Origin of the sequence: Ornithinimicrobium carbonis (assembly GCF_050703245.1) — a bacterium.
Classification (GTDB): domain Bacteria; phylum Actinomycetota; class Actinomycetes; order Actinomycetales; family Dermatophilaceae; genus Ornithinicoccus.
Genome location: NZ_CP192647.1, coordinates 1482935 through 1507841, shown reverse-complemented (window position 1 = coordinate 1507841; position 24907 = coordinate 1482935). Strand labels below are relative to the sequence as shown.

Annotated in this window: 25 protein-coding genes and 1 pseudogene; 8 read left to right on the top strand and 18 right to left on the bottom strand. The window is 71.2% G+C overall.

Annotation, left to right across the window (positions count from 1 at the left end):
* Together ACQ95T_RS07580 and ACQ95T_RS07575 are read right to left on the bottom strand one after the other, a co-directional pair.
* Window positions 1–774 carry a LamB/YcsF family protein gene (locus tag ACQ95T_RS07580; RefSeq protein ID WP_425940729.1) on the bottom strand — a complete coding sequence of 258 codons (774 nt, stop codon included), beginning with the start codon at window positions 772–774 and terminating at the stop codon, window positions 1–3.
* Between the two features lie 5 nt (window positions 775–779).
* Window positions 780–2021, bottom strand: coding sequence for an NRAMP family divalent metal transporter (locus ACQ95T_RS07575; RefSeq protein WP_425940727.1), 1242 nt, complete (start codon window positions 2019–2021; stop codon window positions 780–782).
* Window positions 2022–2142: 121 nt separating this feature from the next.
* Between ACQ95T_RS07575 and ACQ95T_RS07570 the strand changes: the two genes are divergently transcribed.
* The 5 genes from ACQ95T_RS07570 to ACQ95T_RS07550 all read left to right on the top strand — a co-directional run bounded on the left by ACQ95T_RS07570 (window position 2143) and on the right by ACQ95T_RS07550 (window position 5586).
* Entirely contained in the window at window positions 2143–2829 is a 687-nt protein-coding gene (locus ACQ95T_RS07570; RefSeq protein ID WP_425940725.1) for a GntR family transcriptional regulator, read from the top strand.
* Window positions 2826–3692, top strand: a complete 867-nt coding sequence (locus ACQ95T_RS07565; RefSeq protein ID WP_425940723.1) for a putative hydro-lyase — start codon at window positions 2826–2828, stop codon at window positions 3690–3692. The genes ACQ95T_RS07570 and ACQ95T_RS07565 overlap by 4 nt, the downstream gene beginning before the upstream one ends.
* On the top strand, window positions 3689–4384 hold the full coding sequence (locus ACQ95T_RS07560) for an enoyl-CoA hydratase/isomerase family protein (RefSeq protein WP_425940721.1): 696 nt from the start codon (window positions 3689–3691) through the stop codon (window positions 4382–4384). Before ACQ95T_RS07565 ends, ACQ95T_RS07560 begins: the two co-directional genes overlap by 4 nt.
* 69 nt (window positions 4385–4453) lie before the next feature.
* Window positions 4454–5461 (top strand): aminotransferase class V-fold PLP-dependent enzyme, encoded by a 1008-nt coding sequence (locus ACQ95T_RS07555; RefSeq protein ID WP_431473716.1) that lies wholly within the window; start codon window positions 4454–4456, stop codon window positions 5459–5461.
* The gene (locus ACQ95T_RS07550; protein ID WP_431473715.1) at window positions 5461–5586 is read left to right on the top strand and encodes a hypothetical protein; all 126 of its coding nucleotides are present in this window, start codon (window positions 5461–5463) and stop codon (window positions 5584–5586) included. Before ACQ95T_RS07555 ends, ACQ95T_RS07550 begins: the two co-directional genes overlap by 1 nt.
* Window positions 5587–5615: 29 nt before the next feature.
* On the opposite strand, the gene ACQ95T_RS07545 is transcribed toward ACQ95T_RS07550, so the two are convergent.
* From ACQ95T_RS07545 to ACQ95T_RS07530, 4 genes and pseudogenes are all read right to left on the bottom strand, one after another.
* On the bottom strand, window positions 5616–6392 hold the full coding sequence (locus ACQ95T_RS07545) for a carbohydrate ABC transporter permease (protein ID WP_431473714.1): 777 nt from the start codon (window positions 6390–6392) through the stop codon (window positions 5616–5618).
* A gap of 51 nt (window positions 6393–6443) precedes the next feature.
* On the bottom strand, window positions 6444–7298 hold the full coding sequence (locus ACQ95T_RS07540) for a carbohydrate ABC transporter permease (protein ID WP_425940715.1): 855 nt from the start codon (window positions 7296–7298) through the stop codon (window positions 6444–6446).
* Window positions 7299–7411: 113 nt separating this feature from the next.
* Window positions 7412–7933, bottom strand: coding sequence for an extracellular solute-binding protein (locus tag ACQ95T_RS07535; RefSeq protein ID WP_431473713.1), 522 nt, complete (start codon window positions 7931–7933; stop codon window positions 7412–7414).
* Window positions 7934–8000: 67 nt separating this feature from the next.
* Window positions 8001–8693 (bottom strand): annotated as a pseudogene (locus tag ACQ95T_RS07530) (ABC transporter substrate-binding protein); the annotation flags it as partial.
* A gap of 240 nt (window positions 8694–8933) precedes the next feature.
* Here ACQ95T_RS07530 and ACQ95T_RS07525 point away from each other — a divergent pair.
* Window positions 8934–9833, top strand: coding sequence for an SIS domain-containing protein (locus tag ACQ95T_RS07525; protein WP_425940711.1), 900 nt, complete (start codon window positions 8934–8936; stop codon window positions 9831–9833).
* A gap of 61 nt (window positions 9834–9894) precedes the next feature.
* On the opposite strand, the gene ACQ95T_RS07520 is transcribed toward ACQ95T_RS07525, so the two are convergent.
* The 4 genes from ACQ95T_RS07520 to ACQ95T_RS07505 all read right to left on the bottom strand — a co-directional run bounded on the left by ACQ95T_RS07520 (window position 9895) and on the right by ACQ95T_RS07505 (window position 13585).
* Window positions 9895–10734, bottom strand: coding sequence for a class II fructose-bisphosphate aldolase (locus tag ACQ95T_RS07520; RefSeq protein ID WP_425940709.1), 840 nt, complete (start codon window positions 10732–10734; stop codon window positions 9895–9897).
* Between the two features lie 17 nt (window positions 10735–10751).
* On the bottom strand, window positions 10752–11735 hold the full coding sequence (locus ACQ95T_RS07515) for a 1-phosphofructokinase family hexose kinase (protein WP_425940707.1): 984 nt from the start codon (window positions 11733–11735) through the stop codon (window positions 10752–10754).
* Complete coding sequence (locus ACQ95T_RS07510; RefSeq protein WP_431473712.1) at window positions 11732–12493, bottom strand: ROK family protein; 762 nt, start codon at window positions 12491–12493, stop codon at window positions 11732–11734. Before ACQ95T_RS07510 ends, ACQ95T_RS07515 begins: the two co-directional genes overlap by 4 nt.
* A 345-nt stretch (window positions 12494–12838) precedes the next feature.
* Entirely contained in the window at window positions 12839–13585 is a 747-nt protein-coding gene (locus ACQ95T_RS07505; RefSeq protein WP_431473711.1) for a DeoR/GlpR family DNA-binding transcription regulator, read from the bottom strand.
* On the opposite strand from ACQ95T_RS07505, the gene nagA reads away from it, so the two are divergent.
* Both nagA and ACQ95T_RS07495 read left to right on the top strand, forming a co-directional pair.
* Window positions 13556–14923, top strand: a complete 1368-nt coding sequence (nagA, locus tag ACQ95T_RS07500; RefSeq protein ID WP_425940701.1) for an N-acetylglucosamine-6-phosphate deacetylase — start codon at window positions 13556–13558, stop codon at window positions 14921–14923. The genes ACQ95T_RS07505 and nagA overlap by 30 nt on opposite strands.
* Before the next feature lie 241 nt (window positions 14924–15164).
* On the top strand, window positions 15165–17552 hold the full coding sequence (locus tag ACQ95T_RS07495) for a M14 family metallopeptidase (protein WP_425940699.1): 2388 nt from the start codon (window positions 15165–15167) through the stop codon (window positions 17550–17552).
* Window positions 17553–17656: 104 nt separating this feature from the next.
* Here the strand turns inward: ACQ95T_RS07495 and ACQ95T_RS07490 are convergent, their stop codons facing one another.
* The 8 genes from ACQ95T_RS07490 to ACQ95T_RS07455 all read right to left on the bottom strand — a co-directional run bounded on the left by ACQ95T_RS07490 (window position 17657) and on the right by ACQ95T_RS07455 (window position 24856).
* Window positions 17657–18721: a tartrate dehydrogenase gene (locus ACQ95T_RS07490; protein WP_425940697.1), complete on the bottom strand. Its 1065-nt coding sequence runs from the start codon at window positions 18719–18721 to the stop codon at window positions 17657–17659.
* Between the two features lie 2 nt (window positions 18722–18723).
* A complete protein-coding gene (locus ACQ95T_RS07485) occupies window positions 18724–19602 on the bottom strand; it encodes an NAD(P)-dependent oxidoreductase (protein WP_425940695.1) in 879 nt (292 codons plus the stop codon).
* A gap of 43 nt (window positions 19603–19645) precedes the next feature.
* Window positions 19646–20407, bottom strand: coding sequence for a TSUP family transporter (locus tag ACQ95T_RS07480; protein ID WP_425940693.1), 762 nt, complete (start codon window positions 20405–20407; stop codon window positions 19646–19648).
* A complete protein-coding gene (locus ACQ95T_RS07475; RefSeq protein WP_425940692.1) occupies window positions 20404–21279 on the bottom strand; it encodes an alpha/beta fold hydrolase in 876 nt (291 codons plus the stop codon). The genes ACQ95T_RS07480 and ACQ95T_RS07475 overlap by 4 nt, the downstream gene beginning before the upstream one ends.
* Window positions 21280–21323: 44 nt before the next feature.
* Window positions 21324–22343 (bottom strand): hypothetical protein, encoded by a 1020-nt coding sequence (locus ACQ95T_RS07470; RefSeq protein WP_425940690.1) that lies wholly within the window; start codon window positions 22341–22343, stop codon window positions 21324–21326.
* Window positions 22340–22912 (bottom strand): RNA polymerase sigma factor, encoded by a 573-nt coding sequence (locus ACQ95T_RS07465; protein ID WP_431473710.1) that lies wholly within the window; start codon window positions 22910–22912, stop codon window positions 22340–22342. Before ACQ95T_RS07465 ends, ACQ95T_RS07470 begins: the two co-directional genes overlap by 4 nt.
* 100 nt (window positions 22913–23012) lie before the next feature.
* A complete protein-coding gene (locus ACQ95T_RS07460; RefSeq protein WP_425941027.1) occupies window positions 23013–23981 on the bottom strand; it encodes a SulP family inorganic anion transporter in 969 nt (322 codons plus the stop codon).
* Window positions 23897–24856, bottom strand: a complete 960-nt coding sequence (locus ACQ95T_RS07455; RefSeq protein WP_425940686.1) for a SulP family inorganic anion transporter — start codon at window positions 24854–24856, stop codon at window positions 23897–23899. The genes ACQ95T_RS07460 and ACQ95T_RS07455 overlap by 85 nt, the downstream gene beginning before the upstream one ends.
* Window positions 24857–24907: the final 51 nt, after the last annotated feature.

The following is a 24907-nucleotide window of genomic DNA, read 5'->3' as shown; positions in this document are numbered from 1 at the left end:
TCAGTCCGCCGGGGCGAACGGGGCCAGGGCGACGCCGGCCCCCTCGAGGGCCTCCCGCACGCGGCGGGCGATCTCGACCGCTCCGGGGGTGTCGCCGTGCACGCAGATCGAGTGCGGCCGCAGCGTCAGCGGGTCGCCGTCGACGTCCGTGATCGGTTCACCGGTGGCCATCGCCACGCACCGGCGGGCGATCTCCTCCGGGTCGTGCAGGACCGAGCCCTCCCGGCTGCGGGGGACCAGGTGGCCCTCGGGGGTGTAGGCGCGGTCGGCGAAGGCCTCGTGGGCGGTCGGCACCCCGGCCTCCTCGGCCAGGCGCAGGACGACCGAGCCGGGCAGGCCCATCAGCACCAGGTGCGCGTCGAACTCCTGGACGGCCCGGACGACCGCGCGTGCCTGCTCCTCGTGGGTGACGATCGCGTTGTAGAGGCCGCCGTGCGGCTTGACGTAGGTGACCCGGTGGCCGTGCCGGCGCGCCATGCCGTCGAGCGCACCGATCTGGTAGACCACCTCGTCGGTCAGGACGGTGGGTTCCATGTCGATGAACCGGCGCCCGAACCCGGTGTGGTCGCGGTAGGCCACGTGCGCGCCGACCGCGACCTTCAGCTCGGCCGCCCGGGCGGTGACCTGCCGCATGATCGGCGGGTCGCCCGCGTGGAAGCCGCAGGCCACGTTGGCGCTGGTGACGACGGACAGCAGCGCCTCGTCGTCGCCCATGGACCAGCTGCCCAGGCCCTCGCCGAGGTCGGAGTTCAGGTCGATGGTGCCGATGGTCATGTCGTTCACCCCGTGACGAGCTCGATGGCGGGCCGGATGGAGTTGACCGCCAGGTAGATGGTCACCAGCCACGCGACGGTGCCGATGCCGGCCAGCCACTTCGGGTACTCGTAGCCGTGCAGCAGGTCGCGACGCCGCCACGCCACCCACATCATGACACCGATGCCGACGGGCAGCAGGATGCCGTTGAAGGCGCCGGCGAAGACGAGCAGCTGGGCCGGGGCCGCCCCGATGGCCAGGAAGAGCACCGTGGAGAGCACGATGAACCCGACGACCAGGAAGTTGGTCGTGCGCGGTGGTGTCTTCGTCCTCGAGGTGAGGAAGGTGATCGTCGTGTAGGACACGCCGATCACGCTGGTCAGCGCCGCGGCCGAGAACACGACCCCGAACAGGCGGTAGCCGACGTTGCCGGCGGCGGCCTCGAAGGCGCTGGCGGCCTGGCTGGCCGGGTCGAGCTCTGCGCCGGTGCTGACCACGCCGAGGATCGCGAGGAAGAGGATGACCCGCATGACGCCGGTGACGATGATGCCGGTCGCCGCGCTGCGGGTGATCTCGCGCAGGTGGGCCTCCCCGGTGACGCCGGCGTCGAGCAGGCGGTGGGCGCCGGCGTAGATGATGTAGCCGCCGATCGTGCCGCCGATGAGGGTGGTGATGGCCAGCACGCTGACCTGCTCGGGCAGGACCGAGTTGCGCAGGGCGTCGCCGACCGGCGGGCCGGAGGTGACCGCCACGTAGAGGGTCAGCAGGATCATCACCGCCCCGAGCAGCACCACGATCCGGTCCATCGCGACCCCGGCCCGCTTGGACAGGAAGATGCCGATCGCCACCGTGGCGAGGATGACGGCCCCGATCCGTGGGTCGAGGTCGGTCATGATGTTCAGGCCCAGGCCGGCGCCGCTGACGTTGCCGATGTTGAAGACGAGACCGCCGACGAGCAGCAGGGCGGCCATGACGTAGCCCAGGCCCGGCAGCGAGGCGTTGCCCAGCTCCTGGGCCCGCATCCCCGAGACCCCGATGACCCGCCACACGTTGGTCTGGATCGCGATGTCGACGAGGATCGAGATGAGGATGGCGAAGGCGAAGGCCGCCCCCAGCTGCACGGTGAAGTTGGTCGTCTGGGTGATGAAGCCCGGACCGATCGCCGAGGTGGCCATGAGGAAGATCGCGCCCAGGAGGGTGCCGCGGCCGGTCGCCGCGGGTCGCGCGGCCTCGGCCGTGGTGTGCGGGGAGTCGTGCAGCTCTGCCATCGACGTGGTCCTGCCTGTGCGGGGCCCCGGAACGGGCCGGATGCCGCACGAGCGTAGTGATTGTTCAACGATCCGTCCAGAGCTGTTGAACAAATCGTGACCGTGGTCGATGATCGGGGCCATGGGACCAGGGAGCGAGGGCAGCGGGCGGGCTCGCCGGGCCCGCACGGCGGCAGGGACCGTCGTGACCCTCGTCGGCGACTGGATCACCGACGGACGTCTGCAGCCCGGGGACAAGGTCTCCGAGACCCGGGTCGCGGCCGAGTCCGGCGTCTCGCGCAACACCGTGCGCGAGGCGTTCCGGCTGCTGGAGCACGACCGCCTGCTCGTGCACGAGCCCAACCGGGGCGTCTTCGTCCCCCGGGTCGGCCCGCTGGACGTGCGCGACATCTACCGGGTGCGTCGTGTCCTGGAGCCTGCGGTCGTCCGGGCGCTGACCACCCTCGACGTGCCGCGGATGCAGCCCCTCGCCGACGCCGTCGCCGAGGCCCGGGCGGCCGCCGCCCGGGCGGACTGGCCGCACACGGGCACCTCGAACATGCGCTTCCACCGGTCCCTCGTCGGGCTGGCCGGCAGCGCCCGGCTCGACGCCACCATGCGCCGGCTGATGGCCGAGCTGCGCCTCGTCTTCGCCGTCGTCGAGCACCCGGCCGAGCTGTTCGGCCCGTTCGTGGAGCGCAACGCCCTGATCGCCGACCTGCTCATGGCCACCCGCTTCCCGGAGGCGGCCGCCACCCTGGAGACCTATCTCACCGACTCCGAGGACGCCATCCTCGCCGCCTTCGCCCGACAGGAGCTGACCGCATGACCTCCGCCCCCGCCTCCACGTCCGCCCCCACCCCCGACGGCCGCATCGACTCCCCGGCCCACGGCGGCCTCGACTCCCCCGCCGACGGCGGCCTCGACTCCCCCGCCGCCGCGCGTGCGGCATACCGCGACGGCCTGGTCTCCCCCACCAGCGGGCACGCGCCGGGGTCCACCCAGGCCAACCTCGTGGTCCTGCCGCGCGACTGGGCCTGGGACATGCTCCTGTTCGCCCAGCGCAACCCCCGGCCCGTGCCCCTGCTGGACGTGACCGAGCCCGGCTCCCCGCACACCCCGCTGGCGGAGGGCGCGGACCTGCGCACGGACCTGCCGCTGTACCGCGTGTGGCGCGACGGCGAGCTGGTCGAGGAGGTGCCCGACGTCACCGCCCTGTGGCGCGAGGACCTCGTGGCCTTCCTGGTCGGGTGCTCGTTCAGCTTCGAGCGGGCGCTGCTGGACGCGGGGGTGCCGGTGCGCAACATCGAGCAGGGGCGCAACGTGGCGATGTACCGGACGAACAGGCGGTGCCGTCCCGCCGGCCGGCTGTCGGGGGAGCTCGTCGTCTCGATGCGTCCGATCCCGGCCGCGCTGGTGCCGACCGCCGTCCAGGTGACCGCGCGGATGCCCGCGGTGCACGGCGCACCGGTGCACGTCGGGGCGCCCGAGGGCCTGGGGATCGCGAACCTGGACGATCCCGACTTCGGCGAGCCGATCGAGGCCCAGCCCGGCGACGTGCCGGTGTTCTGGGCCTGCGGGGTGACGCCGCAGGCGGCGCTCATGGCCTCGCGCCCGCCGTTCGCGATCACGCACGTGCCCGGGCACATGTTCGTCACCGACGTGCCCGACCGCGAGCACCGGCTCCCGTGACCGAGGTCCGGCTGAGCACCACCTCCCTGGGTCGGACGCTGGTCCTGGACCGGCCCGACCGCCGCAACGCCCTCACGCTGCCGATGTGGCAGGAGCTGGGCGCGCTCGTGCGCCAGGTCGGGGACGGGCCCGAGCCCCTGTATGTCGTGGGGGCCGGGGGCTACTTCTGCTCGGGGGCCGACCTCGGTGCCCTGCAGCACGCCCGGTCCGGACCCGACGACGCCGAGACGTTCGTCCACGCGGTGGTCTCGGCGCTGCTGAGCATCCACGCGCTCGACCGGGAGGTGGTCGCGGTGGTGGAGGGTGGCGCCGCGGGCGGCGGGGTGGAGATCATGGCCGCCTGCGACCGCAGGGTGGCCGTCGGCTCACCGTCGCTGGTCTTCCCGTTCGGCCACCACGGGATGGTCCTGGACGGCTTCACCCGGTGGCGGCTGCACGGGATCGTCGGGGACGAGCAGGCCGAACGTCTGGTCGACGGACGGCACGTCGTGCAGGCCGACGAGGCCGTGCGGCTCGGGCTCTTCGACGAGCGCCACGCCGACCTGGCCGCGCTGGAGGACGCCGAGCATCGACGTCCGCCGACGGCGGGGGCCCGCCCCGGCGAGCGCTACCTCACCGGGCCGGCCGGGCTGCCCGAGGCCGTGCGGCGCGCGGCGGCGCCGATGCTGCAGGCCTTCCCACGGCATACCTGATCCGGGTCGGCGGCCGGGGACGACCGCTCGCACGCCCGGTCCGTCCCCCCGGCCCGATACCGTGGCCCCATGACGCTCCCTCGCCCCGACATCGACCCCGACGGCCTGCTCGAGTACTCCGTCGTCTTCACCGACCTCTCGCTCAACCACATGTCGAAGCGCTTCGTCGGCGTGATGCAGCAGCTGAACGAGGTGCTGAGGAGCACGTACGGCGCCGACGCGGTGGCGGTCGTCCCCGGTGGCGGCACCTACGGCATGGAGGCCGTGGCCCGCCAGTTGGTGACCGGTCGGCGCGCGCTCGTGGTGCGCAACGGCTTCTTCTCCTACCGCTGGTCCCAGATCTTCGACATGGGCGCCATCCCCGAGGACGTCACCGTGCTCACCGCCCGCCCGACCACCGACGCCTCCCCCTCGCCGTGGGCGCCGCCGCCGGCCGAGGAGGTCGCGGCCGCGATCAAGGAGCACAACCCGCAGATCGTCCTCGCCGCGCACGTGGAGACCTCCGCCGGCATCGTGCTGCCCGACGACTACCTGCGCACGGTCGCGCAGGCCACGCACGAGGCCGGCGGCCTGTTCGTGCTGGACTGCATCGCCTCCGGGGCGCTGTGGGTCGACATGTCGGACATCGGTGTCGACGTGCTCATCACCGCGCCCCAGAAGGGCTGGAGCGGCAGCCCGGGCGCGGCCTACGTCATGGTCAACGCCGAGGCGCGCGAGGCGATCCAGGCCACCACCTCCACCAGCTTCTCGGCCGACCTGAAGAAGTGGCTGTCGATCTCCGAGGGCTACGTCGAGGGCAAGCATGCCTACCACGCCACGATGCCGACCGACACCCTGGCGCACAACCTCGAGGTCATGCTCGAGGGGACGCAGCGCGGGCTGCCGGCGCTGCGCGAGGCGCAGGTCGAGCTGGGCTCCCGGGTGCGGGCGCTGCTGGCCGAGCGCGGCTTCACCTCGGTCGCTGCGGAGGGGTATGCCGCCCCCACCGTGGTCGTGGTCCACACCGACGACCCGGGGCTGAAGTCGGGTGCGAAGTTCGCCCAGGTCGGCCTGCAGGCGCCGGCGGCGTGCCGCTGATGTGCGGCGAGCCGGAGGACTGGTCGACCTTCCGCCTGGGCCTGTTCGGCCTTGACAAGCTGGGCGACGTCGACGGCACGGTGGCCCGGCTGGCCGAGGGGCTGGACCGGGCGCTGGCGCTGTAGGGGGGTGTGTGGGCTCGCCGGGCGGGGTGCTACTTGACACTGCCGGCGGTCAGCCCGCCGACCAGATGCTTCTCGATCATCGCGAACAGGATGACGACCGGGACGACGGCGATCACCGAGGCCGCGAACAACTGGTCCCAGTGCTGCTCGTAGCCGGTGATGTAGGCCCTCATGCCGACGGTGAGGGGCTTCTTCGCGTCGTCGATCATCAGGGTCAGCGCGACGACGTACTCGTTCCAGGCGGCGATGAAGGTGAAGATGGTCGCCGTCACCAGCCCTGGGCGGGTCAGCGGCAGCATGACCCGCCACAGCGTCTGCAGCCGGCTGCTCCCGTCGAGCTCGGCGGCCTCCTCCACCTCCGTCGGGATGGAGGAGAAGAAGCCGTGCAGGATCCACACCGCGAAGGCCAGGTTGAAGGCTGAGTTCGCGATGATCAGTGCCGCGAACGTGTTGACGAGGTTCATCTCGAAGAACTGCCGGTAGAGGCCCACGACGAGGGCGGTGGGGCTGAACATCTGCGTCACCAGCACGAGCAGGAGAAAAGGCGTCCGTCCGATGAAGCGGTAACGGGCCGTCATGTAGGCCGCGGGGATGGCGACGGCGATGACGATGAGGGTGGAGGCCACCGCCACGAGGAGCGAGGTGCGCAGCCAGGCAAGGAAACGCTCGTCCGTGAGAACGGTGACGTAGGTGTCCCACTGCCACTCGCGAGGCAAGAACGTGGGCGGCGTGGTCTTGACGTCTCCACTGGTTCGCAGCGAACTCATGAGCATGACGCTGTAGGGCGCCAGGAAGAAGAGGGTCACGAGTCCGCCGAGCGCGGCCAGGCCCCAGCGACGCCGCTTCGCGGAGGGCTGTCATTTGGTCTCCTCACGCCAGTTGACGACCTTGAGATAGATCAGGATGACCACGAGGATGAGCAGGACGTTGATCACGCCCGTAGCTGCGGACATGCCCACGTCCTTCTCCTGGCTCTCGAAGGCCAACTTGTACATGAAGGTGATGAGCGTGTCGTTGCCGAAGCCCGGGTTGCGGTCGTTGAGGGTGTAGATGATGGGGAAGTTGTTGAACACGTAGATCGTGTTGAGGACCGAGGCGACCATGAGTGCGGGCCGCAGCAGCGGCAAGGTGATGCTCGCATAGCGTTGCCACCCGCTGGCCCCGTCGACACGTGCCGCCTCCATGACGTCCTCAGGGATGGCGTTGAGCCCGGCGATGAAGACGAAGGTCGTGAACGGCAACGACACGAACACGCCAACGGCGATCATGGAGGGAAGCACCAGCCGGTCGTCCCCGAGGAACTCGATGGACTGGTCGATCAGTCCCAGCGACTTCAACAGGTGGTTGATCATCCCGTAGTTGTAGTCGTAGAGCAGCACGAACAACTGGCTGGTGATGATGACCGATGCAGCCCACGGGACGATCAGGGCCCACCGCGCCAACCGTCGGCCCGGGAAGTCCTTGACCAGGAGCTGAGCCAGCGCGAGGGAGATGACCACGGTGATCAGGACGACCGCGACGACCCACACGACGGTGTTGACGACGACCGTGCCGAGCAGTGGGTGGGACAGGACGTTCTGGTAGTTCGACCACCCTGCATCCCCCCGCCGCAGGCCGGTGATCGAGTACTCCGACAGCGAGGCCTGGAAGAGTTTGACCGCCGGGTACAGAACGACCCCGAGAATCAGGAGCAGCGACGGCGCCAGCCACACCAGCGCCAGAGCCGGGTGGATCGATCCTCGGCGGTTCGGACGCCGCCGCCGCGACCGTGCACCGTCGGCGCCCGCGGGGGCGGGCGCCGACGGTCCAGACACGGGAGCCGTCATCAGTCGCCGGCGGACTCGGCGGTCTGCTGCAGGTCGTCCAGGGTGGCCTGCGGGCCCTTGTCGCCCAGCGCGAGACCCAGGTTCTGCTGAACCGCCAGCTTGACGCTGTCCCAGGTCGGGTCGTCGGTGGGGGTCAACCGCGCGTTCGGCAGCGTGTCCAGGTACACCTGCAGGTCCTCGTCATCGGCGAAGTACTCGAGGCCGGACTCGGTGACCGGCAGGAAGCCTTCGTTCTCGATGAAGGTGTTGACCTGGTCCTCCTGGTAGTAGAGCTCGTAGAACGCCCGGACCGCCTCCTGATTGCCGTCCTTCTTGAAGGCCATGAGGTAGTCGGTGACGCCGAAGGTCTTGCTCTCGGAGCCGTCGTTGGTCGGGAACGGGGCGACCTCGTAGTCCACCCGGTCCTCCTCGTCCAGCTGCGTGGCGAGCGGGCTGAAGCCGACGACCATGCCGGCCTTCCCGGACTTGAACAGGTCGAAGGCGTCCGCCCGGTTGCTTCGCGCGGGGTTGTTCTGCGTCAACCCCCCCGTCCGCCAGCGTCTTCATGAACTCCAGAGTCTCGACGTTCTCCGGGCTGTTGATCGTCCAGGTGTCCCCGTCCTTCCAGGTCCCACCGTTGTTGTACAACCACATCGAGAACTCCCCCTGCGCCTCCTCCGGACCGAGCGGGAGTGCGTATCCGACGTTGCCGTCACCCAGGTCCGCGACGGCCGCTGCGTCTTCCTTGAGCTCGTCCCACGTCGTGGGCGCCCCGTCGATGCCGGCCTGCTCGAAAAGGTCGGCGTTGTAGAACAGGGCACGGGCACTGGCCAGGTCGGGGAAGCCGTAGAACTTGCCGTCGTAGGTGCCGTACTCGACGAAGGTGTCCAGAATGTCTTCCTGCGCCTCAGCCGGAAGCACCTCCTCCGCGCTCCAGAGCAGGTCGTCGGCCGCGTAGCTGGCGTAGACGTTCAGGTTCAGGATGTCCGGCGCCTGGTTGTTCTGGATCATGGTCGAGGCCTGCTGGTCGATGTTGTCCCAGCTGATGACCTGGACCTCCAGGGTGTGCCCGGTCGTCTCGTTGTAGGTCTCGGCGAACTGGTCCCAGAACGCCTTGGTGTTGCTGGCGGAGTACTCGGCCGCGACGAGCTTGATCGTCTGGGGCTCGTCCTCGCCGCCGGTGCTGTCGTCTCCGTCGCCACCACCGGCGGACCCGGCTCCCGTCCCTCCGCCGCAGGCGCTCAGGACGAGCACCGACGCCACCGAGGTGGTGGCCAGCGCGGCCCTCAAAGAAGTCTTCATTGGCTCTCCTCTCACGTCCGGCCCACGTGGTCGAGGCCCAGGACCGGACGAACATACCCCTGCCTGACCCACGATCACAAGAGCGAACGTGAAGCATCGGGTCACGTTTGAGTCAAGATCGGTCTATGGGCGTGGGTGGCGCGACGGGCGGGGAGGACGGCAGAACACTTGACGTCTGAACGCAATCAAGTGATGCTAAGGGGCCTGAATACATCAGGAAACGTCAAGCAAGGGAGTATCGTGACCAGTCACCTGGAGACCGAACTGTCGACGCAGCCGGACGTGTGGGCCGAGGTGGTCGACCGCAGCGAGACGCTCCTCCCACCTCTGCCCGCGCGTGGCCAGCGGGTTGCAGCCGTCGGTTGCGGCACCTCGTGGTTCATGGCGCAGGCGTATGCCGCGCTACGGGAGTCCCGGGGTCACGGCGTGACCGACGCGTTCGCCGCCAGCGAGTTCCCGCGCGAGCGCGACTACGACAAGGTGGTCCTCATCACCCGGTCGGGCACCACCACCGAGGTCATCGAGGTCATGCGCGACCTCCGGGAGCGGGGCGTTCCGCACGTCGCCATCGTTGCCACGCCAGGGACCCAGGTGGCCGAGCAGGCCCAGGAGTGCGTGCTGCTCGACTTCGCCGACGAGCAGAGCGTCGTCCAGACCCGCTTCGCCACGGCAGCACTCGGGCTTCTGCGGCTCTCCGTCGGTGACGACCTCTCAGCTGCGATCGCCGACGCACGCGAGATCCTCCGGATCCCCCGAGAGGACCTCTTTCCGGCCTCCTTGACGGAGGTCGAGCAGGTCACCTTTCTGGGCCGTGGCTGGAGCGTAGGCCTGGCGAACGAAGCTGGGCTCAAGCTGCGGGAGTCGGTGCAGTTCTGGACCGAGGCGTACCCGGCCATGGAGTACCGGCACGGCCCGATCTCGATCGCGGCACCGGGCCGCGCCGTCTGGACGCTCGACGAGCTGCCCGAGGGCCTGGCCGACTCCGTCACCGCCACGGGAGCCGAGCTGGTCACTCACCCGGGGGTCGACCCCATGGCCGAGCTGGTACGCGTCCACCGCTACTGCGTGGTCCGCGCCGAGCTCGCGGGTGTCGACCCCGACCAGCCGCGCAACCTCACGCGGAGCATCGTCCTGTCCTGACGGCGCTGTCACGACAGGGGGGTGGTGGCCCGCCTCTGCTGCGGCCCGTCGCCCGGCCCGGTCAGCGACGCGCGTCGGCGAGCAGCCGCAGCAGGCGAGCGCTCTCCTCGGCGACCGCCTCCCGGGCGGGGCCGAGATACTTGCGGGTGTCCACCGTGGGGCGTTCGGCCAGGACCTCCTGCAGCGCCCGGGTGAAGACGACGTTGAGGTGGGTGGCGATGTTGACCTTGGTCATCCCGGCTCGCACGGCCCCCTGCAGGCCCTGGTCGGGAACGCCCGAGGAACCGTGGAGCACCAGCGGTACCCCGACCCGTCCGGCGATCGTCGCGATGAGTCCCTCGTCGAGGGTGGCGACCCGCTCGGTCATCGCGTGCGAGCTGCCGACGGCGACGGCCAGGGCGTCGATGCCGGTGTCGGCCACGAAGCGCGCGGCCTCCTGCGGGTCCGTGCGTGCCCCCGGCGCGTGGACACCGTCCTTGCCCCCGACCTCGCCGAGCTCGGCCTCGACGCTGACCCCCGCCGAGTGGCAGCGGCGCACGACCTCGGCGGTGACGCTGCGGTTCTCCTCGTCCGGCAACCGCGAACCGTCGTACATCACCGACGTCATCCCGAGGTCGAGCGCCTGCGCCACGAGCGACACGTCCTCCGCGTGATCCAGGTGGACGACGACGTGCTGCGCGCAGGCGTCGGCGATGGCGACCACGGCGCGGGCGAGCGGGGCGAGCGCACCGTGGTAGCGCACACAGTTCTCACTGATCTGCATCACCACGGGCAGGCCCGCACGTTCGGCCGCGTCGGCATAGGCCTCGGCGTGCTCCAGCTGGACGACGTTGAACGCACCGACGGCACGGCCCTCGGTCCGGGCCTGAGCGAGCACGGTGTGCAGAGGCTGCAGGGGCACGGTCTCTCCTTCGACGTTCAGATTCGCTCGATGCCGGCGAGGGCACCAAGCTCGGACAGGTGGTCGGGATCGAGATCGCCGGCGTGAGGGTGCAGGACGGCGGCGCCGGACCAGGCGACCACCTGCCGCAGCAGCGCCTCCGGGTCGTCGGCAGGATCGTGCTGAGCCAGGTATGACGCCGCGGCGGCAGTCGCAGCGTCACCGGCGCCGGTGGGGTTGCCCCGAAGAACCCGACCGGGACGGCCGCTCCAGCGCCTGCCGTCGTCCAGGACGAGGACGAGCCCGTCCGCGCCGGCGCTGACCATGGCTGCCCTGGCGCCTGACCTGACGAGTGCTTCAGCGGCCCTCAAGGGGTCGTCCTCACCTGTCGTTGCAGCGGCCTCGTCCGCGTTGGGCTTGACCAGGGCGGGGCGGGTGGCCAACACCGCGGTCAACCACGGTCCCGATCCGTCGACCACGAGTGCCCCCACGCCGCCGAAGCGGGCGGCCAGCTCGAGCAGCGATCCGGGCGGAGAGTCCTGAGCGGCGCCCGGCAGGCTGCCGCAGATGGCGAGCACAGCCCGCCCCGCCCTCGGACCTGTCGCCCCGCGGGCCGCAGCACCGAGGCCGGACACGCGCTCCACCAGTCCGCGCCACACCTGCTCGTCGGGGGTGTCACCAGCCTCGTTGAGAACCGTGGCCGTGCCATCGTCCTGGACGACGGTCGTGCTGGTGCGGGTCCGCCAGGGCGGGGCCACCGCGACCGTCTCCGGTCGGATGCCACGGGCAGCCAGGTCGGAGTCCCACCAGGCTCTGGATGCCTCATCCACGGCGGAGGCACAGGTGACGGCAGCCGACCCTCGCTGCGTTCCACGGACCCGCGCAAGGACACCGGCCGCATTCACTCCCTTGCCTCCCGGACGTCGGTGGAGGTCGGTGATCCGGTGGGAGGCGCCGGGACGGAGGGACGGGACCCGATAGGTGACGTCGATCGCCGGGTTGGGCGTGAGGGTTATGATCACAGCGACATCGACCGACCGTTCCTGGACACCTCGTCCAGGGCCAGGGCCGCGGCCCCCAGCGCGGCGGCCCGGTCGCCCAGTCCTGCGCGCGCGACCCGGATCCGCTGTCCCGGAAGCCTCTCGTGCAGGGCTGTGTCGAGGGGCCCGAGCAGCTGGGCACCCGCGTTGGACAGACCCCCTCCCACCAGCACCAGCTGCGTTCCGGTGGCAGCGACGACCGGGGCCAGGACGGCGCTGAGAGCGTTGATCGCCTCGCACCACAGCTCGACCGCGACAGGCTCCCCCGCGGCGGCCTGTTCGGCGACGACCTGCGCGTCGCCCGGGCGGCCGGTGATCTGGAGCCAACGCCGGGCGAGCGCCCCCGCGCCCGCGACGGCCTCCAGACAGCCAAGCGCGCCGCAACCGCACTCCGGCCCTCCCGGCCGCACGACCACGTGCCCGATCTCACCGGACCAGGGTGAACCCACGACCAGGCGTCCACCCACCAGGAGTGCCGAGGCCAGGCCGGTGCCGAGCGCGACGAAAAGCACGTCCTGCTCCGCCCGGGCCGCGCCGAAGCGGTGCTCCCCCACCAGGCCGGCTCGCACGTCGTGCCCGACGGCTACGGCGACGCCTTTTCGCGAGCCGGACGCCCGGGTGACGAGGTCGCGCAGGGGCAGGTCCCGCCACCTGAGGTTGGCGGACCACACCGCCGTGCCCGTGCGGTGGTCGACCCAGACCGGGAACGACGACGCCCAGACCCACGAGCCGGTGGTCACCGACGACCCGTGCCAGCGCGGTACGCACGTGGTCGACGAACCGGTCGGCCACGTCCGGGGGCGTCGACAGCACCTGCTCGCCGATCGGGTGTGCATCCTCCGGCGTACGCATCGCGGCGTCTTCCACCGATCCCCCGGCCGCCGGGAGAGCGACGACCTTGGTTCGGGTGCCACCGATGTCCACGCCGATGACGAGATCCACCCATCTCCTCTCCTGACTCGATCGCCGAGCCGCTCGTTCGCGGTCCTTGAGAGCCGGATCGCTCACTTTCAAGCATGATAGCGACCCCACGACGCATCCAGGGTGCTCGGCGGGTCCTTCCTGAGATCCGGGGCTCCTGCGCCTCAGCCCATCGGGGGGGGCGAGGCGACGAGCACCTCGACGCCGGCACGCTCGACGGCGGCCCGGTCGGCATCCAGCAGGCCCGGGTCGGTCACGAGGACATCGACGTCCTCGAGGCCACAGATCCGGGCGAACGCGGTGACACCGAACTTGGAGGAGTCTGCGGCCACGATGATCCGCTTCGCCGCACCGACCAGCGCCGCGTTCACCGACGCCTCACCGTCGTGGTGCGTGAAGAGCCCCAGGTCGGGAAGGATGCCGGTGACACCCAGCACGAGCGTGTCGATGCTGACCCGCGGCAGCAGCGCCTCGGCCAACGGACCGACGAGCTCGTAGGAACGCGTGCGCGCCACACCTCCGGTGAGCATGACACGCATCTGCGGTCGGACGATGAGATCGTTGGCGATGTTGACTGCGTTGGTCACCACGGTGATGACCTCGTCCTCGTTGGGGTGCTCGTGCGCCATCCGCACACCGAGCTCGTAGGCCACCGTGGTGGTGGTCGTCCCTCCGTTGAAGGCCACCACCTCATGGGGGTGCAGTCGCTCCACCACCGCCTTGGCCACCGCCAGCTTCTCCCGCCCACGCCGGGCCGCCCGATAGCGCATCGGCACGTCACCGGAGGCGGCGTTCGCCTGGGCCCCGCCACGGGTACGGATGACGAGCTGCTGGTCGGCCAGGGCGTCCAGGTCACGCCGGGCTGTGGCCGCGGAGACACGATGAACCTCCATGACCCGCTCGACGCTCATGGATCCCTCAGCGACGATCCGATCCACCAGCTGGGACAGCCGCTCTGCCCGGGACATTCGTCATCCTTCCACGTCGACGACGCATCGTTCTCCAGCGTCCTGCTGCGAACCTACACGCAGCCTCCACGACGACGACCGTCCCCGGGTCCGCCCCGTGCGGCCTCGGCAGGACGGCGCGTCGTCGTGATGATGGCATGCGCCCACCGTGCAAGAGTGGGCCTGGTGGTGTCCCTGATCCAGGCGGAGCAGCTGCTCCTGAACGACGGGCGTCTCGTCCCGGGATGGGTACGCATCCGGGCGAACGCCGTCGTCGAGGTCGGCCAAGGGCCTGCCCCAGCCCACGCCGACCTGCACGTCCCACTGCTCAGTCCGGGATTCGTCGACATGCACTGCCACGGAGGCGGGGGCGCCGCCTTCGGCTCACCCGACGCGGACGACGTCAGCGTCGCCGCGTCCGTGCACCTGCTCCACGGGACGACGACCGTCATCGCATCCTTGGTCACAGCGGCCGAGGAGGACCTTCACCAGCAAGTCACGAGGCTGGCCGGCCTCGCCGCTCGCGGGGTCGTGGCGGGCATCCATCTCGAGGGACCCTGGCTCAGCCCGCTCCACGCAGGTGCCCACGACCCTGGTCACCTTCGGACACCTGACCCCGGGGAGATCGCTGCTCTCGTCCGGGCTGCCGACGGTCACCTACGCATGGTGACCCTGGCGCCCGAGCTCGACGGTGGGACCGATGCGGTCGTCCAGCTTGCGCGGGCCGGCGTCGCGGTGGCGGTGGGTCACACGGACGCCGACGGGCCTCAGCTGCGTGCCGCTGTCGACAGCGGTGCAAGCGTCGTGACCCATCTGTGCAACGCCATGCGCCCGATCCACCACCGCGATCCTGGACCTGTTGTCGAGGCGCTGGCCGACCCCCGGCTCACCGTCGAGGTCATCGTCGACGACCTGCACGTCCATCCGGACGTGGTGAACCTCGTGCAGCGCAGCGCCCGCTCACAGGTGGCGCTGGTGACCGACGCCATGGCCGCTGCAGGCGCGGGGGACGGTTCCTACACGCTCGGCGGGCTCGCCGTCGAGGTCCGCCACGGTGCAGCCCGCCTCGTGGAGGGCGGCAGCATCGCAGGCAGCACCCTGACCATGGACAGAGCCGTGCGCACGGCGGTCAGGGCCGGGTGGACGACGGCGGCAGCGCTGACGGCGGCCACGCGCACCCCGGCCCGCGCTCTCGGGCTCAGCGCCGGCACGATCCAGGCTGGTCGGCCGGCCGACCTGGTTGCCCTGGACGAAGGTCTGAACGTCCTGTTCGTGATGCGGGGCGGGGACTTCCTCTCCTGAGGCGGAGTCCCACGCTCACACTCCGGGTCGCCACCTCGACGAGGGTCACGCGCTCTGGTCAAGAGCAGGTATGCCGCCGGTCAAGGTTGGGTCAGCAGTGGGCTCAACCCCTTCCAGGGGGTTGTGAGCGACGCCATACTCACGAGCACCCGCCGGTCCAGTGAAGCCCGTCTCGCGTCGCCCGACCATCCGGACCGGCGGCTCGGGACGCCGGCGCGCGGGGGCCGATCAAGGAGGATCAGTGAACCATCCACCCTCGCCCGCCCGTCGCCGCAGGACCCGGCTGTCCCGACTCCTCGCCGTCCCGCTCCTGCCCCTTCCCCTTCTGCTCATCCCTTCGACGGGCTCGGCCACCGAGACCGCGGACGAGGTCCTCGGCGAACCCGAGGTGACCAGCCTCGTCCGCCTGGCCGTTCCCGACAAGGCGGCCGTGCTGGAGCTGGAGCAGGAGGGTTATGACCTGGCGCACTACACCAAGCCCCTGGACGACGGCCTCGAGGTCCACGCCGTGCTCACCGAGGATGAGCAGGCGACACTGGAGGACGCCGGAGTACGCGTGCTGGGCGTTCTCGAGGACGCCGGGACGCTGGCCACGGTGCAGCAGGAGCGGCGTAGCGCAGCTGCAGCGGCCGAGGCCACCGAGGCGGCGACCGACACGCTGACACCGCTGCGGACGGAGTGGTTCACCTCCGTCGGTGGGGAGACCTACCTCAACCTGGAGGTGAAGTCGGACGCGCCCGCGTCGGTGACCGTGACCGCCGACTGGGACGGCGGGTCCGTCACCCTGCAGCGGTTCACCGACGCCGGTCAGTACATGTACCACCGGGCCAGCGCCCCCATCGCGGTCGAGGACGTGCCCGACGCCGTCACCTACACCAGCTCCGGCGGTGGTGAGCTGACCGTGCCGGTGACCCAGTGGCTCGGTCAGCCGCGCAAGGGTCCGTCGCCCCACTACGCGTCCGGCTTCGTCGACCGCTACCTGGATCCCACCGAGGTCACCGAGCGGGTCGAGGAGCTGGCGGCGGAGTTCCCGCAGCTGGCAGAGGTCGTCGACCTGCCGCACGAGACCAACGGCTACCGACGGCACGCGCAGGTGACCGTGGGCACCCTCGCCTCGCACGCGTTCTACGTCACCAGCGCCGCCTGGGGCCACGAGGGTGGCAACAGCGCCCGCCTGGTGCTGGCCGCCGACGCCGTCGACCAGCAACTCTCGGTCGATGTCGACGGATCGGTCGCCACGGTCCACCTCCAGACGGACTCCGCGGGCGACCCGGTCTCCACCGCCGACGAGGTGGTGGCCGCCATCAACGCCGCGGCCGGAGAGGTGATGACCGCCGCGCCATACCGCAGTGACTCCCGGACAGGGGTGGTCACCGCCACCGGCGAGTTCGCCCTCAGCGACAACCTCAGTGCGCCCGACTCCGTGTCCCGCGACCCGTTCGAGATGAAGGCCATCCGCATCGGCGAGCAGCGCGACGGCAGCCGGCCGGGCGTCATGCTCTACTGCCAGGAGCACGCCCGGGAGTGGGTCACCCCGATCACGTGCGTGGAGACCGCCGAACGGCTGCTGCGCAACTACCAGCACGACCCGGGCACGCGAAAGCTGCTCAAGGGGCTGGACGTGTTCATCATGCCGACGGTCAACCCGGACGGCGGGCACTACAGCATGTATGACTACAACTGGCAGCGGAAGAACATGACCAACTACTGCGGGCCGGAGCAGAGCGACCCCGCCCGGCGCACCAGCTGGGGCGTCGACCTCAACCGCAACTTCACGGTCGGTTCGCACCAGGACGGGTACGTCGGCGCGTCGGACAACTGCACCAGCGCCGTCTTCGCCGGGCCCGACGAGCTCTCCGAGCCGGAGGCACAGAACGAGAAGTGGCTGACCGAGGAGTTCGACAACATCGAGTACGCCATGAACACGCACAGCTACGGCGGCTACTTCATGTGGGCCCCGGGTGCCTACAAGCCCGACCGCACTCCGCTGCCCCGTCCCGACTTCGGCACCGAGGAGCACTTCTGGGAGGCCTCGGAGCACATCCTGAGCACCATCCAGGACTACCGGGGCACGGCGATCTGGCCCGGGCGCACCGGCCCAGTCATCGACGTCCTCTACTCGGCCGCCGGCAACTCGGCCGACGAACACTTCTACGAGGGCGACATCTACGCCTGGAACTTCGAGGTGGGCGCGGACCTGTGGGACGCCGAGGCAGGTCGTTGGCGTGCGGTCGGCTTCCAGCCGCCGTTCGAGGAGGGCTACCAGGAGGCGATGGAGTTCAGCAACGGCATGATCGGAATGCTCGAGGTGGCCCTCGAACAGGCAGGTGACGTCAAGGCGCCGACGAGCGACCTCGAGGTCACGGGCACCGAGGAAGGCTCGGTGAGCTTCGTCATCACCACCGACGAGGCCGCCACGGTCTACTACACGACCGACGGCAGCCGGCCGACCTACGACTCCCCGACGGTGGAGTCCGCCGGCCTGCGCGAGGGTCCTGCCGAGATCACCGTGTCCAACACGACCACGGTCAACTGGTTCGCCGTGGACGTGGCCGGCAACGTCGAGCGCAACTACGACCCGGAGAAGAAGGCGAACAACTACCGGTCCGAAAAGGTCCGGGTGCGCTGAGCCCGCCCCGGACCAGACGCCCCCTGCGCCCCACCGGTGCAGGGGGCGTCAGAGTGAGGGTCACGCCGGTCGTCCGGACGACCGGCGTGACACGACAGCGCGGACTATCCCGCCGCCGCGATCTGCAGGACCGCGTCGGCCACCTCGGTGGTGCTCGCGGTGCCGCCCAGATCGGGCGTGCGCACCCCTGAGACGAGGGTGGCCTCGATCGCCGTCACCAGCTCGGCCGCGGCCTGGGGGTGGCCCAGGTGGTCCAGCATCATCGAGGCCGCCCAGATCTGGCCGAGCGGGTTGGCCACGCCCTGCCCGGCGATGTCGGGGGCGGACCCGTGCACCGGCTCGAACATGGAGGGGTGCTCCCCCTCGGGGTTGAGGTTGCCGGACGGGGCGATGCCGATGCTCCCGATGATCGCCGCACCGAGGTCGGTGAGGATGTCGCCGAAGAGGTTGGAGGCGACGACGACGTCGAACCGGCCGGGGTCCAGCACGAACAGGGCCGAGAGCGCGTCGATGTGGTAGTCCCGCACCTCGACGCCCGGGTAGGCCTGCGCGGTCTCGTGGACGACCTCGTCCCAGAACGGCATCGTGTGGATGATGCCGTTGGACTTGGTGGCCGACGCCAGGCTCCCCCGGCGGGAGGATGCCAGCTCCAGGGCGTAGCGGGCGGCCCGCTCGACGCCGCGGCGGGTGAAGACGGACTCCTGGACGGCGAACTCGTCCGGGGTGCCGCGGTACATGCGTCCGCCGACCTCGGAGTACTCCCCCTCGTTGTTCTCGCGCACGACGAGGAAGTCGATCTCGGTGCCCTCTTTCAGCCGCAGGGGGCAGTCGATCCCGGGCAGCAGCCGGACCGGGCGCAGGTTGATGTACTGCCGGAAGGCACGCCGGATGGGGATGAGCAGACCCCACAGGGACACGTGGTCGGGGACCCCGGGGTAGCCGACGGCCCCCAGCAGGATCTGGTCGGCCTCCGCGAGCTGCTCCAGGCCGTCCTCGGGCATCATCCGGCCGGTCCTGGTGTAGTACTCGCAGCTCCAGTCGTGGTGCTGCCAGGAGAAGTCGATGCCGTGGCGGCGTCCGACCGCCTCGAGGATGCCCAGCGTGGGCTCCATCACCTCGGTGCCGATCCCGTCGCCGGGGATCACGGCGACCCTCACCTGCTGGTCCATGGTCACAACCTTCCGTTGAGTCGAAGCACCCCGCGGAGCAGGGCCGAGTGGTCGAGTCCTCCGTCGCCGTTCGCCACGGCGGAGGTCATCAGCTGGGCGAGCAGCGCCCCCACGGGGAGCACCACGGAGGCCTCCCGGGCGGCACCGGTGACGATGCCGAGGTCCTTGTCGTGCAGCTCGACCCGGAACCCCGGGTCGAACCGCCGTCCGGCCATGTTCTCCCGCTTCTGCTCCAGGACGGCGGACCCTGCCAGCCCACCGCCGAGGACGTCGAGCGCGGGACCCAGCTCCACGCCATACCCCTCGAGGAGGGCGACGGCCTCGGCCAGCACCTGCAGGTGGCCGGCGACGATCAGCTGGTTGGCCGCCTTGACCGTCTGTCCCGCGCCGGAGGGGCCCACGTGGACGACGGTGCGCCCGACCACCTCCAGGACGGGCCGCGCCGCCTCGACGTCCTCCGCGTCGCCACCGACCATGATCGAGAGGGTGGCGTTCCGCGCGCCCGCCTCCCCGCCGGACACGGGGGCGTCGAGCATGCGCAGGCCCCGCTCACGCGCCTCGGCGGCCATGCGGCGGGCGACGTCGGGCCGGATGGTGGACAGGTCGATCACCAGCGTGCCGGGCCGGGCGTGCTGGAGGACCGCGCCCTCCCCCACGAGCACGTCCTCCACGTCGGGGCCGTCCGGCAGCATGAGGCAGACGACCTCCGCACCGTCGACCGCCTCGGCGGCCGAGCCGCAGGCCGTCCCGCCGGCGTCGACCAGCGGCTGCATCTTCTCCGACGAGCGGTTGTGGCCGCGCACCTCGTGCCCGGCCTGCTGCAGGTGGACGGCCATGGGACTGCCCATGATCCCCAGGCCGATGAAGGCGATCGTGCTCACGAGACGGGTCCTCTCCGACGGGTCCGCGGCCAGCCTACGGTCCTCAGGCCAGCATGAGCAGCCCACGGACCAGGGCCGCCGCCCCGCCCAGCGCCGCGACCAGGGTGGCGGTGCGTCGGGCGGCCGAGGCGGAGACCCGGTCGGCGAGGTAGCCGCCGAGACCGATCCCGACGAGGACGCCGCCGACCACGACCGCAGCCAGCCACCACGGCGGGACCCACGCGGTGACCGGGGTGACGAAGGTCTTGGCCAGCACCGACAGGGCGCCCATGACCATGAAGACCGGCTGCATCGTCGCGGCGAACCCGGCCTGGCCCCAGCGCACCAGGCGGGAGTGGACGATCATCGCCGGCCCGGCCACCCCGGCGATGGTGTTGAGCGCACCGCCGACCAGCCCGGCACCGGGGGTGACCCACCACCGGCGCACGTGCGGCAGCCGGCCGAGGTGGTCGACCAGCCACCCGGTGCCCAGCCCGAGGAGCACCACGGCGCCGACGGTGATCTGCAGGGCCGGACCGGGAAGTGCCCCGACGAGCAGCGCGCCGAGGACCGCCCCCGGCACCGCGGCGACCCCGATGAGCAGCGCGCGGCGCCACTCGACGGTCCGCCTCACCGCCACCGTGAGCATCAACGCCGAGACCGTCGTCGTGGCGTTGGCCACGAGCACACCGGGCGCGGCACCGAGGAGCACCGCCAGGAGCGGGGCCACCACCAGTCCCATCCCCAGTCCGGACACCCGTTGCAGGGTCGCCCCGACGACGATCGCGACCACGATGAACGCGATCATCGAGGCCGTCAGGGTCATGGGCGGAAGTCTCGCACCCTCGCCAGCACCTCCCGCGCCACCACCTCCGGCTGCCGCTCCGGCAGCCAGTGACCTGCGTCCACCTCCACGAACCGGTACTCGCCGGTGACGTGCCGGGCGGTCCGTTCGGCGGCAGCCCTGCCGAGGAAGGGGTCGCGGGCACCCCAGACGTAGGTCGTCGGCACCGCCACCGGTCCCGCCGCCAGCCCACCGCGCCCACCGCGCCCACCGCGCCCACCGCGCCCACCGCGCCCACCACGGGAGGGTCGCAGCGCGGCGCGGTACCAGTTCACCGGCCCGCGCAGCGCGCCCGCCCGACCCAGCCGCGCGGCATACCTCTCGCCGTCCTCACGCGCCAGGCCCGTGCGGCGCAGGCCGCCGGACCGGAGCATCCGGGCCAGTCCCCGCTCCGGCAGGACGGGGAGCTGGAAGGCGAGCATGTACCAGCTGCGCCGCCCCTGGTCGGTGTGCCGCAGGGCCCAGCGGAGCGCCGACGGGTGCGGCGTGGACAGCACGACCAGGCTGGCGACCCGCGCCGGGTGCTCGGCGGCGAGCGCCCAGGCCACCCCTCCGCCCCAGTCGTGCCCGACCACGTGCGCCCGCTCGACGCCGGCGGCGTCCAGGAGCGCGACGACGTCGGCGACGAGCTCGGGGAACCGGTATGCCGACACGCGCCGGGGGCGGGCGCCGGACGAGTATCCACGCTGGTGGGGCGCGAGGGTGCGCAGACCGGCGTCGTGCAACCCGGGCGTCACCCTGTCCCAGGCCGTTGCGTCCTGGGGGAACCCGTGCAGCAGGACCACGACGTCACCGTCGACCGGGCCGCCGTCGAGCACGTCGAAGACCAGACCGTCGCGGGTGAACGTCTCCACGTCCTGATGCTAGCGACGAGCACCGGCTGACGGGCGGGGCCAGGTCAGGAGACCTGGACCCAGATCCCACCCAGCTCGGCGTGCTGCGAGCACTCGTGGGGACCGGGCGTCAGGTCCAGGGCCGGTGCCGGATTCGGGGGGATGGTGCCACCCGTCCCGCGGAGGACGGGCTCCTGGAAGAACACCGTCGATCCCACCGGGCATCCCTGCGACTCGTCGCTGCTGGTGAGCACGAGGTTGCCCGCGTCGTCCATCGCGACCTCCCCGACGTCGTCGGGGCTGGTCAGCAGCTCACCGTCGTCGTCGAGGACGTAGCGCCCGCCCTCCGCCCCGTCCGGGGTCGTGACGACCAGGAGCCGCCCCGTGCCCTGCTGCATCCACGCGCGGGTGATGAGCTCGATCCGGGTGACGGGGGTCGGGGAACGGTGCCACCTGGCTGCCTCGCTGTTCTCGTGCTCGCGCCACCCGGTGTAGACCACCGCTGCACCGACATCGGACCTCGGTGAGAGGCGGATCCACGACACGCGGTCCCCACCGGTGCAGCCGCCGTCCGAGTCCGGGACGGGGACGACGCTGCCGACCATCCGGCCGTCGTCGGTGATCTGCAGCGACCAGTCGCACAGGTCGTCCGGAAGCTCGATGCCCGTGTCGGTCACCGCGTAGGGAACCGGAACCTCGTCGGAGACGGCCTGGTAGGTCGGGTTGAAGAAGCTGACCGTGCCGTTGCGGTGGAAGGACCACAGCCAGCCGCTGGCGTCGTGCGTGAGCCAGATGCCGGCCAGGTTGTCGACCGAGACGGGGAGCTCCGTCGGCAGCTGGGGCCCGGGTGCTGCCGGCTGCGGCGCCGCCCCCTCCTGCAGCTCCCGCCAGCCGACGGCCCCCGCGAGCACGAGGCCGCTGACGGCCGCGGCGGCCACCAGTCCGGTGCCCCAGCGGCGCCGGACGGCACCCTGCTCGCGCCGGTGGATGAACCGGTGCTCGGCGTGGACGAGCTGCTCGGGCGTCACCGAGACCTCCCTGGCCACGGTCTGGAGCGAGCTGTGCAGCGCCTCGTCGATGTTCATCGGGTCACCTCCATGCTGGTCGACAGGGCCGCGCGTGCCCGGTGGGCGTGCCGCTTGACCGAGCCGGTGCTCATGCCGAGCAGGGCGGCGGTCTCCGCCTCGCTCAGCTCGAGGAAGTAGCGGCAGACGATGACCTCGCACTGCCGTCGGGGCAGGGACCGCACCGCCTCGACGAGCCGGTGCGCCTCGTCCCGCTCGATCACCGACACGCTGGTGTCCAGGACGGGCGGAGGGTCGGCCCATCCGGTGCGTGTGCGTTCTCTGACCAGGGCACGGATCCGCGAACGGGACAGGTTCAGGACGGACACCCGCAGGTATCCGACCGGTGACGCCCGGTCGCGCAGGGTGGACCAGTGCGTGTGCAGGGAGCAGAAGGCCTCCATGACCACGTCCTCCGCGCTGCAGCGGTCACCCAGGATGCAGTAAGACAGTCGCAGCAGACCCTCGTAGTGCTCGCGGAACAGGCTCTCGACGATCTCGTCCCGCGTGAGCTCCACCACCTCGGGGGCAGCCTCGCGGACGGGGGCCTCGGAGTGTCTTTCGTCCGCGTCGCACCCCGCCTGCGACATGCCTGTCACCGCCTCTTCGGCTACGTACCTCATGCTCCCTAGTCGCATCCGACGCCATCAGGTTGACACGCATGCGGCGCGAACGGGGCCAGGCCGTCGGTCAGGGGCCCCGTTCGCCTGTCTCCTCCTCGTCGTCGGCGTGCGCGGTCGACCGCTCCGTCACCCGCAGCGCCCCCTCCGGCAGCACCGGCGCCTGCGGCCGGCGCAGCTCGTGCCCGCGCTCCTCGACCGGCTCGTCCCGCCGGCTGCTCAACCAGGACCGGGCCTCCCTCATCGCGGCGGCCGTCGACGCCCCCAGCCGGGGGGTGGCGTGCTCCAGGTGCACCGTCTCGTCGATGTCGAGCTTGGCCGAGAGTCGCAGCTGACGGGCCATTGTCTCGCTGAGCCCGGTGAGGTGGAGCCGGCCGCCCCCGGCCTCCAGCTCGTCGGCGTAGTCGTCGAGGACGTCGATGAACGTCGCCCCGATCTCCTCGTGCCCGCGCAGCCGCAGCACGACCACGGCGTTCCGCGACCCCCGGGCGGAGGGCAGCTGCTCCTGGAGGGCACGCGCCCCGGCGAAGAACATGGACCCGCGCACGGCGAGCACGAGGACCGATCCGTCCGGCACGTGCCCGGGCAGGTCGGTGTGCTCCTCCAGGCCGCCGTCCTCGGTCGTGCGCAGCTCCACCAGCCGGACGTCGGCACCCGAGCGCGCCACGTAGACCAGCACGGACAGGACGAACCCGGCGGCCACGGCCATGGGGATGGTCAGGACGAGCGTGGCGAAGAAGGTGGCGGCGATGGTCAGCCGCGCCTGCAGCCCGGCGGACCAGATCGAGCGGGCCTCCCTGGAGGAGATGGCCGCCAGGCCGGCGATCACCATGAGGGCACCCAGCACCGTCATCGGCACCTGGGTCACCACGCCCGGCAGGACCACGATGAACAGGAGCATCCACACCCCGCTGAGCACGCTGGCCCACCGGCTCCGCGCCCCGGCCGAGACGTTCAGCGCGGTCTGCCCGACCGACCCGCCGGCGGGGATGCCGGAGAAGAGACCGGCCGCGATGTTGCCCGCCCCCTGGGCGAAGATGTCGGTCGTGGTGGAGATCCTGGAGTCGTCGGGGTTCTCGACCTGCTGCGAGACCCGGCCCCCTGGATCGCCACGATGCCCGCGAGCGCCAGCGCGGCCAGGACCAGGTCGACGGAGAGCAGGGACAGGTCGGGCAGGCTGAGCGCGGGCAGGCCGGAGGGTATGGCGGCCACGTCACCGACGCGTTCGACGCTCGGCAGCCCGAGCAGGACGACGGCGAGGGACGGCACGACGAGAGCCACGACGGTGGCCATCGTCTCGAACCGCGTGGACATCAGCGCGACCATGATGCCCAGGGCCACCAGGCCGACCACGGTCGTGACCAGGTCCCAGTCGCCCACGTGGCGGACGAGGTCGACGAACTGCAGCAGCTCGTTGGATCCGTCCGGTCGGTAGCCGACCAGCGGCGCGAGCTGGTCCAGCACCAGGACGGCCGAGACCCCGAAGAGGAACCCGGTCATCACCGAGTGCGAGACGTAGCGCACCAGCCGTCCCACCCGCAGCACCGCGAACAGGGCGAGGAAGACCCCGGTGAGAAGCGAGATGAGGAACACCGCCGGCCCCCGGTCCTCGGCGGGGTAGGACGCCACCGCCTGGCCGGCGGCCAGCGAGGCCGCCGAGGTGGTCGCGATCATCATCATGTGCGAGCTCGACGTCAGGCCGCCGGCGATCGCCGAGGTGGCCGAGGTGTAGAGGCCGTAGACCGGGTTGACCCCGGCCAGGGCCCCGGCGGCCAGGCCGTCCGGGACCGAGACGACCGCGTTCACCAGCCCTGCCTGGGCGTCGGCGCGGAGGGTCTTGGGCCGGAAGGACTCCTTGGTCAGCCCGGGACGCCGACGGGGTCGCTGCATGGCCGGCCGGTCATGCTGCTCCACCAGTCGCTTCCTTCCGCGGGGTCGGCACACACCCTAGATCCCCGCGCCACG

What these genes read in the sequence shown, in the direction of transcription:
- ACQ95T_RS07580 (WP_425940729.1), bottom strand. Translation starts at nt 774, where the DNA reads ATGACCATCGGCACCATCGACCTGAACTCCGACCTCGGCGAGGGCCTG.
- ACQ95T_RS07575 (WP_425940727.1), bottom strand. Translation starts at nt 2,021, where the DNA reads ATGGCAGAGCTGCACGACTCCCCGCACACCACGGCCGAGGCCGCGCGA.
- ACQ95T_RS07570 (WP_425940725.1), top strand. Translation starts at nt 2,143, where the DNA reads ATGGGACCAGGGAGCGAGGGCAGCGGGCGGGCTCGCCGGGCCCGCACG.
- ACQ95T_RS07565 (WP_425940723.1), top strand. Translation starts at nt 2,826, where the DNA reads ATGACCTCCGCCCCCGCCTCCACGTCCGCCCCCACCCCCGACGGCCGC.
- ACQ95T_RS07555 (WP_431473716.1), top strand. Translation starts at nt 4,454, where the DNA reads ATGACGCTCCCTCGCCCCGACATCGACCCCGACGGCCTGCTCGAGTAC.
- ACQ95T_RS07550 (WP_431473715.1), top strand. Translation starts at nt 5,461, where the DNA reads ATGTGCGGCGAGCCGGAGGACTGGTCGACCTTCCGCCTGGGCCTGTTC.
- nagA (WP_425940701.1), top strand. Translation starts at nt 13,556, where the DNA reads ATGAACCTCCATGACCCGCTCGACGCTCATGGATCCCTCAGCGACGAT.
- ACQ95T_RS07505 (WP_431473711.1), bottom strand. Translation starts at nt 13,585, where the DNA reads ATGAGCGTCGAGCGGGTCATGGAGGTTCATCGTGTCTCCGCGGCCACA.
- ACQ95T_RS07490 (WP_425940697.1), bottom strand. Translation starts at nt 18,721, where the DNA reads ATGGACCAGCAGGTGAGGGTCGCCGTGATCCCCGGCGACGGGATCGGC.
- ACQ95T_RS07480 (WP_425940693.1), bottom strand. Translation starts at nt 20,407, where the DNA reads ATGACCCTGACGGCCTCGATGATCGCGTTCATCGTGGTCGCGATCGTC.
- ACQ95T_RS07470 (WP_425940690.1), bottom strand. Translation starts at nt 22,343, where the DNA reads ATGAACATCGACGAGGCGCTGCACAGCTCGCTCCAGACCGTGGCCAGG.
- ACQ95T_RS07465 (WP_431473710.1), bottom strand. Translation starts at nt 22,912, where the DNA reads ATGTCGCAGGCGGGGTGCGACGCGGACGAAAGACACTCCGAGGCCCCC.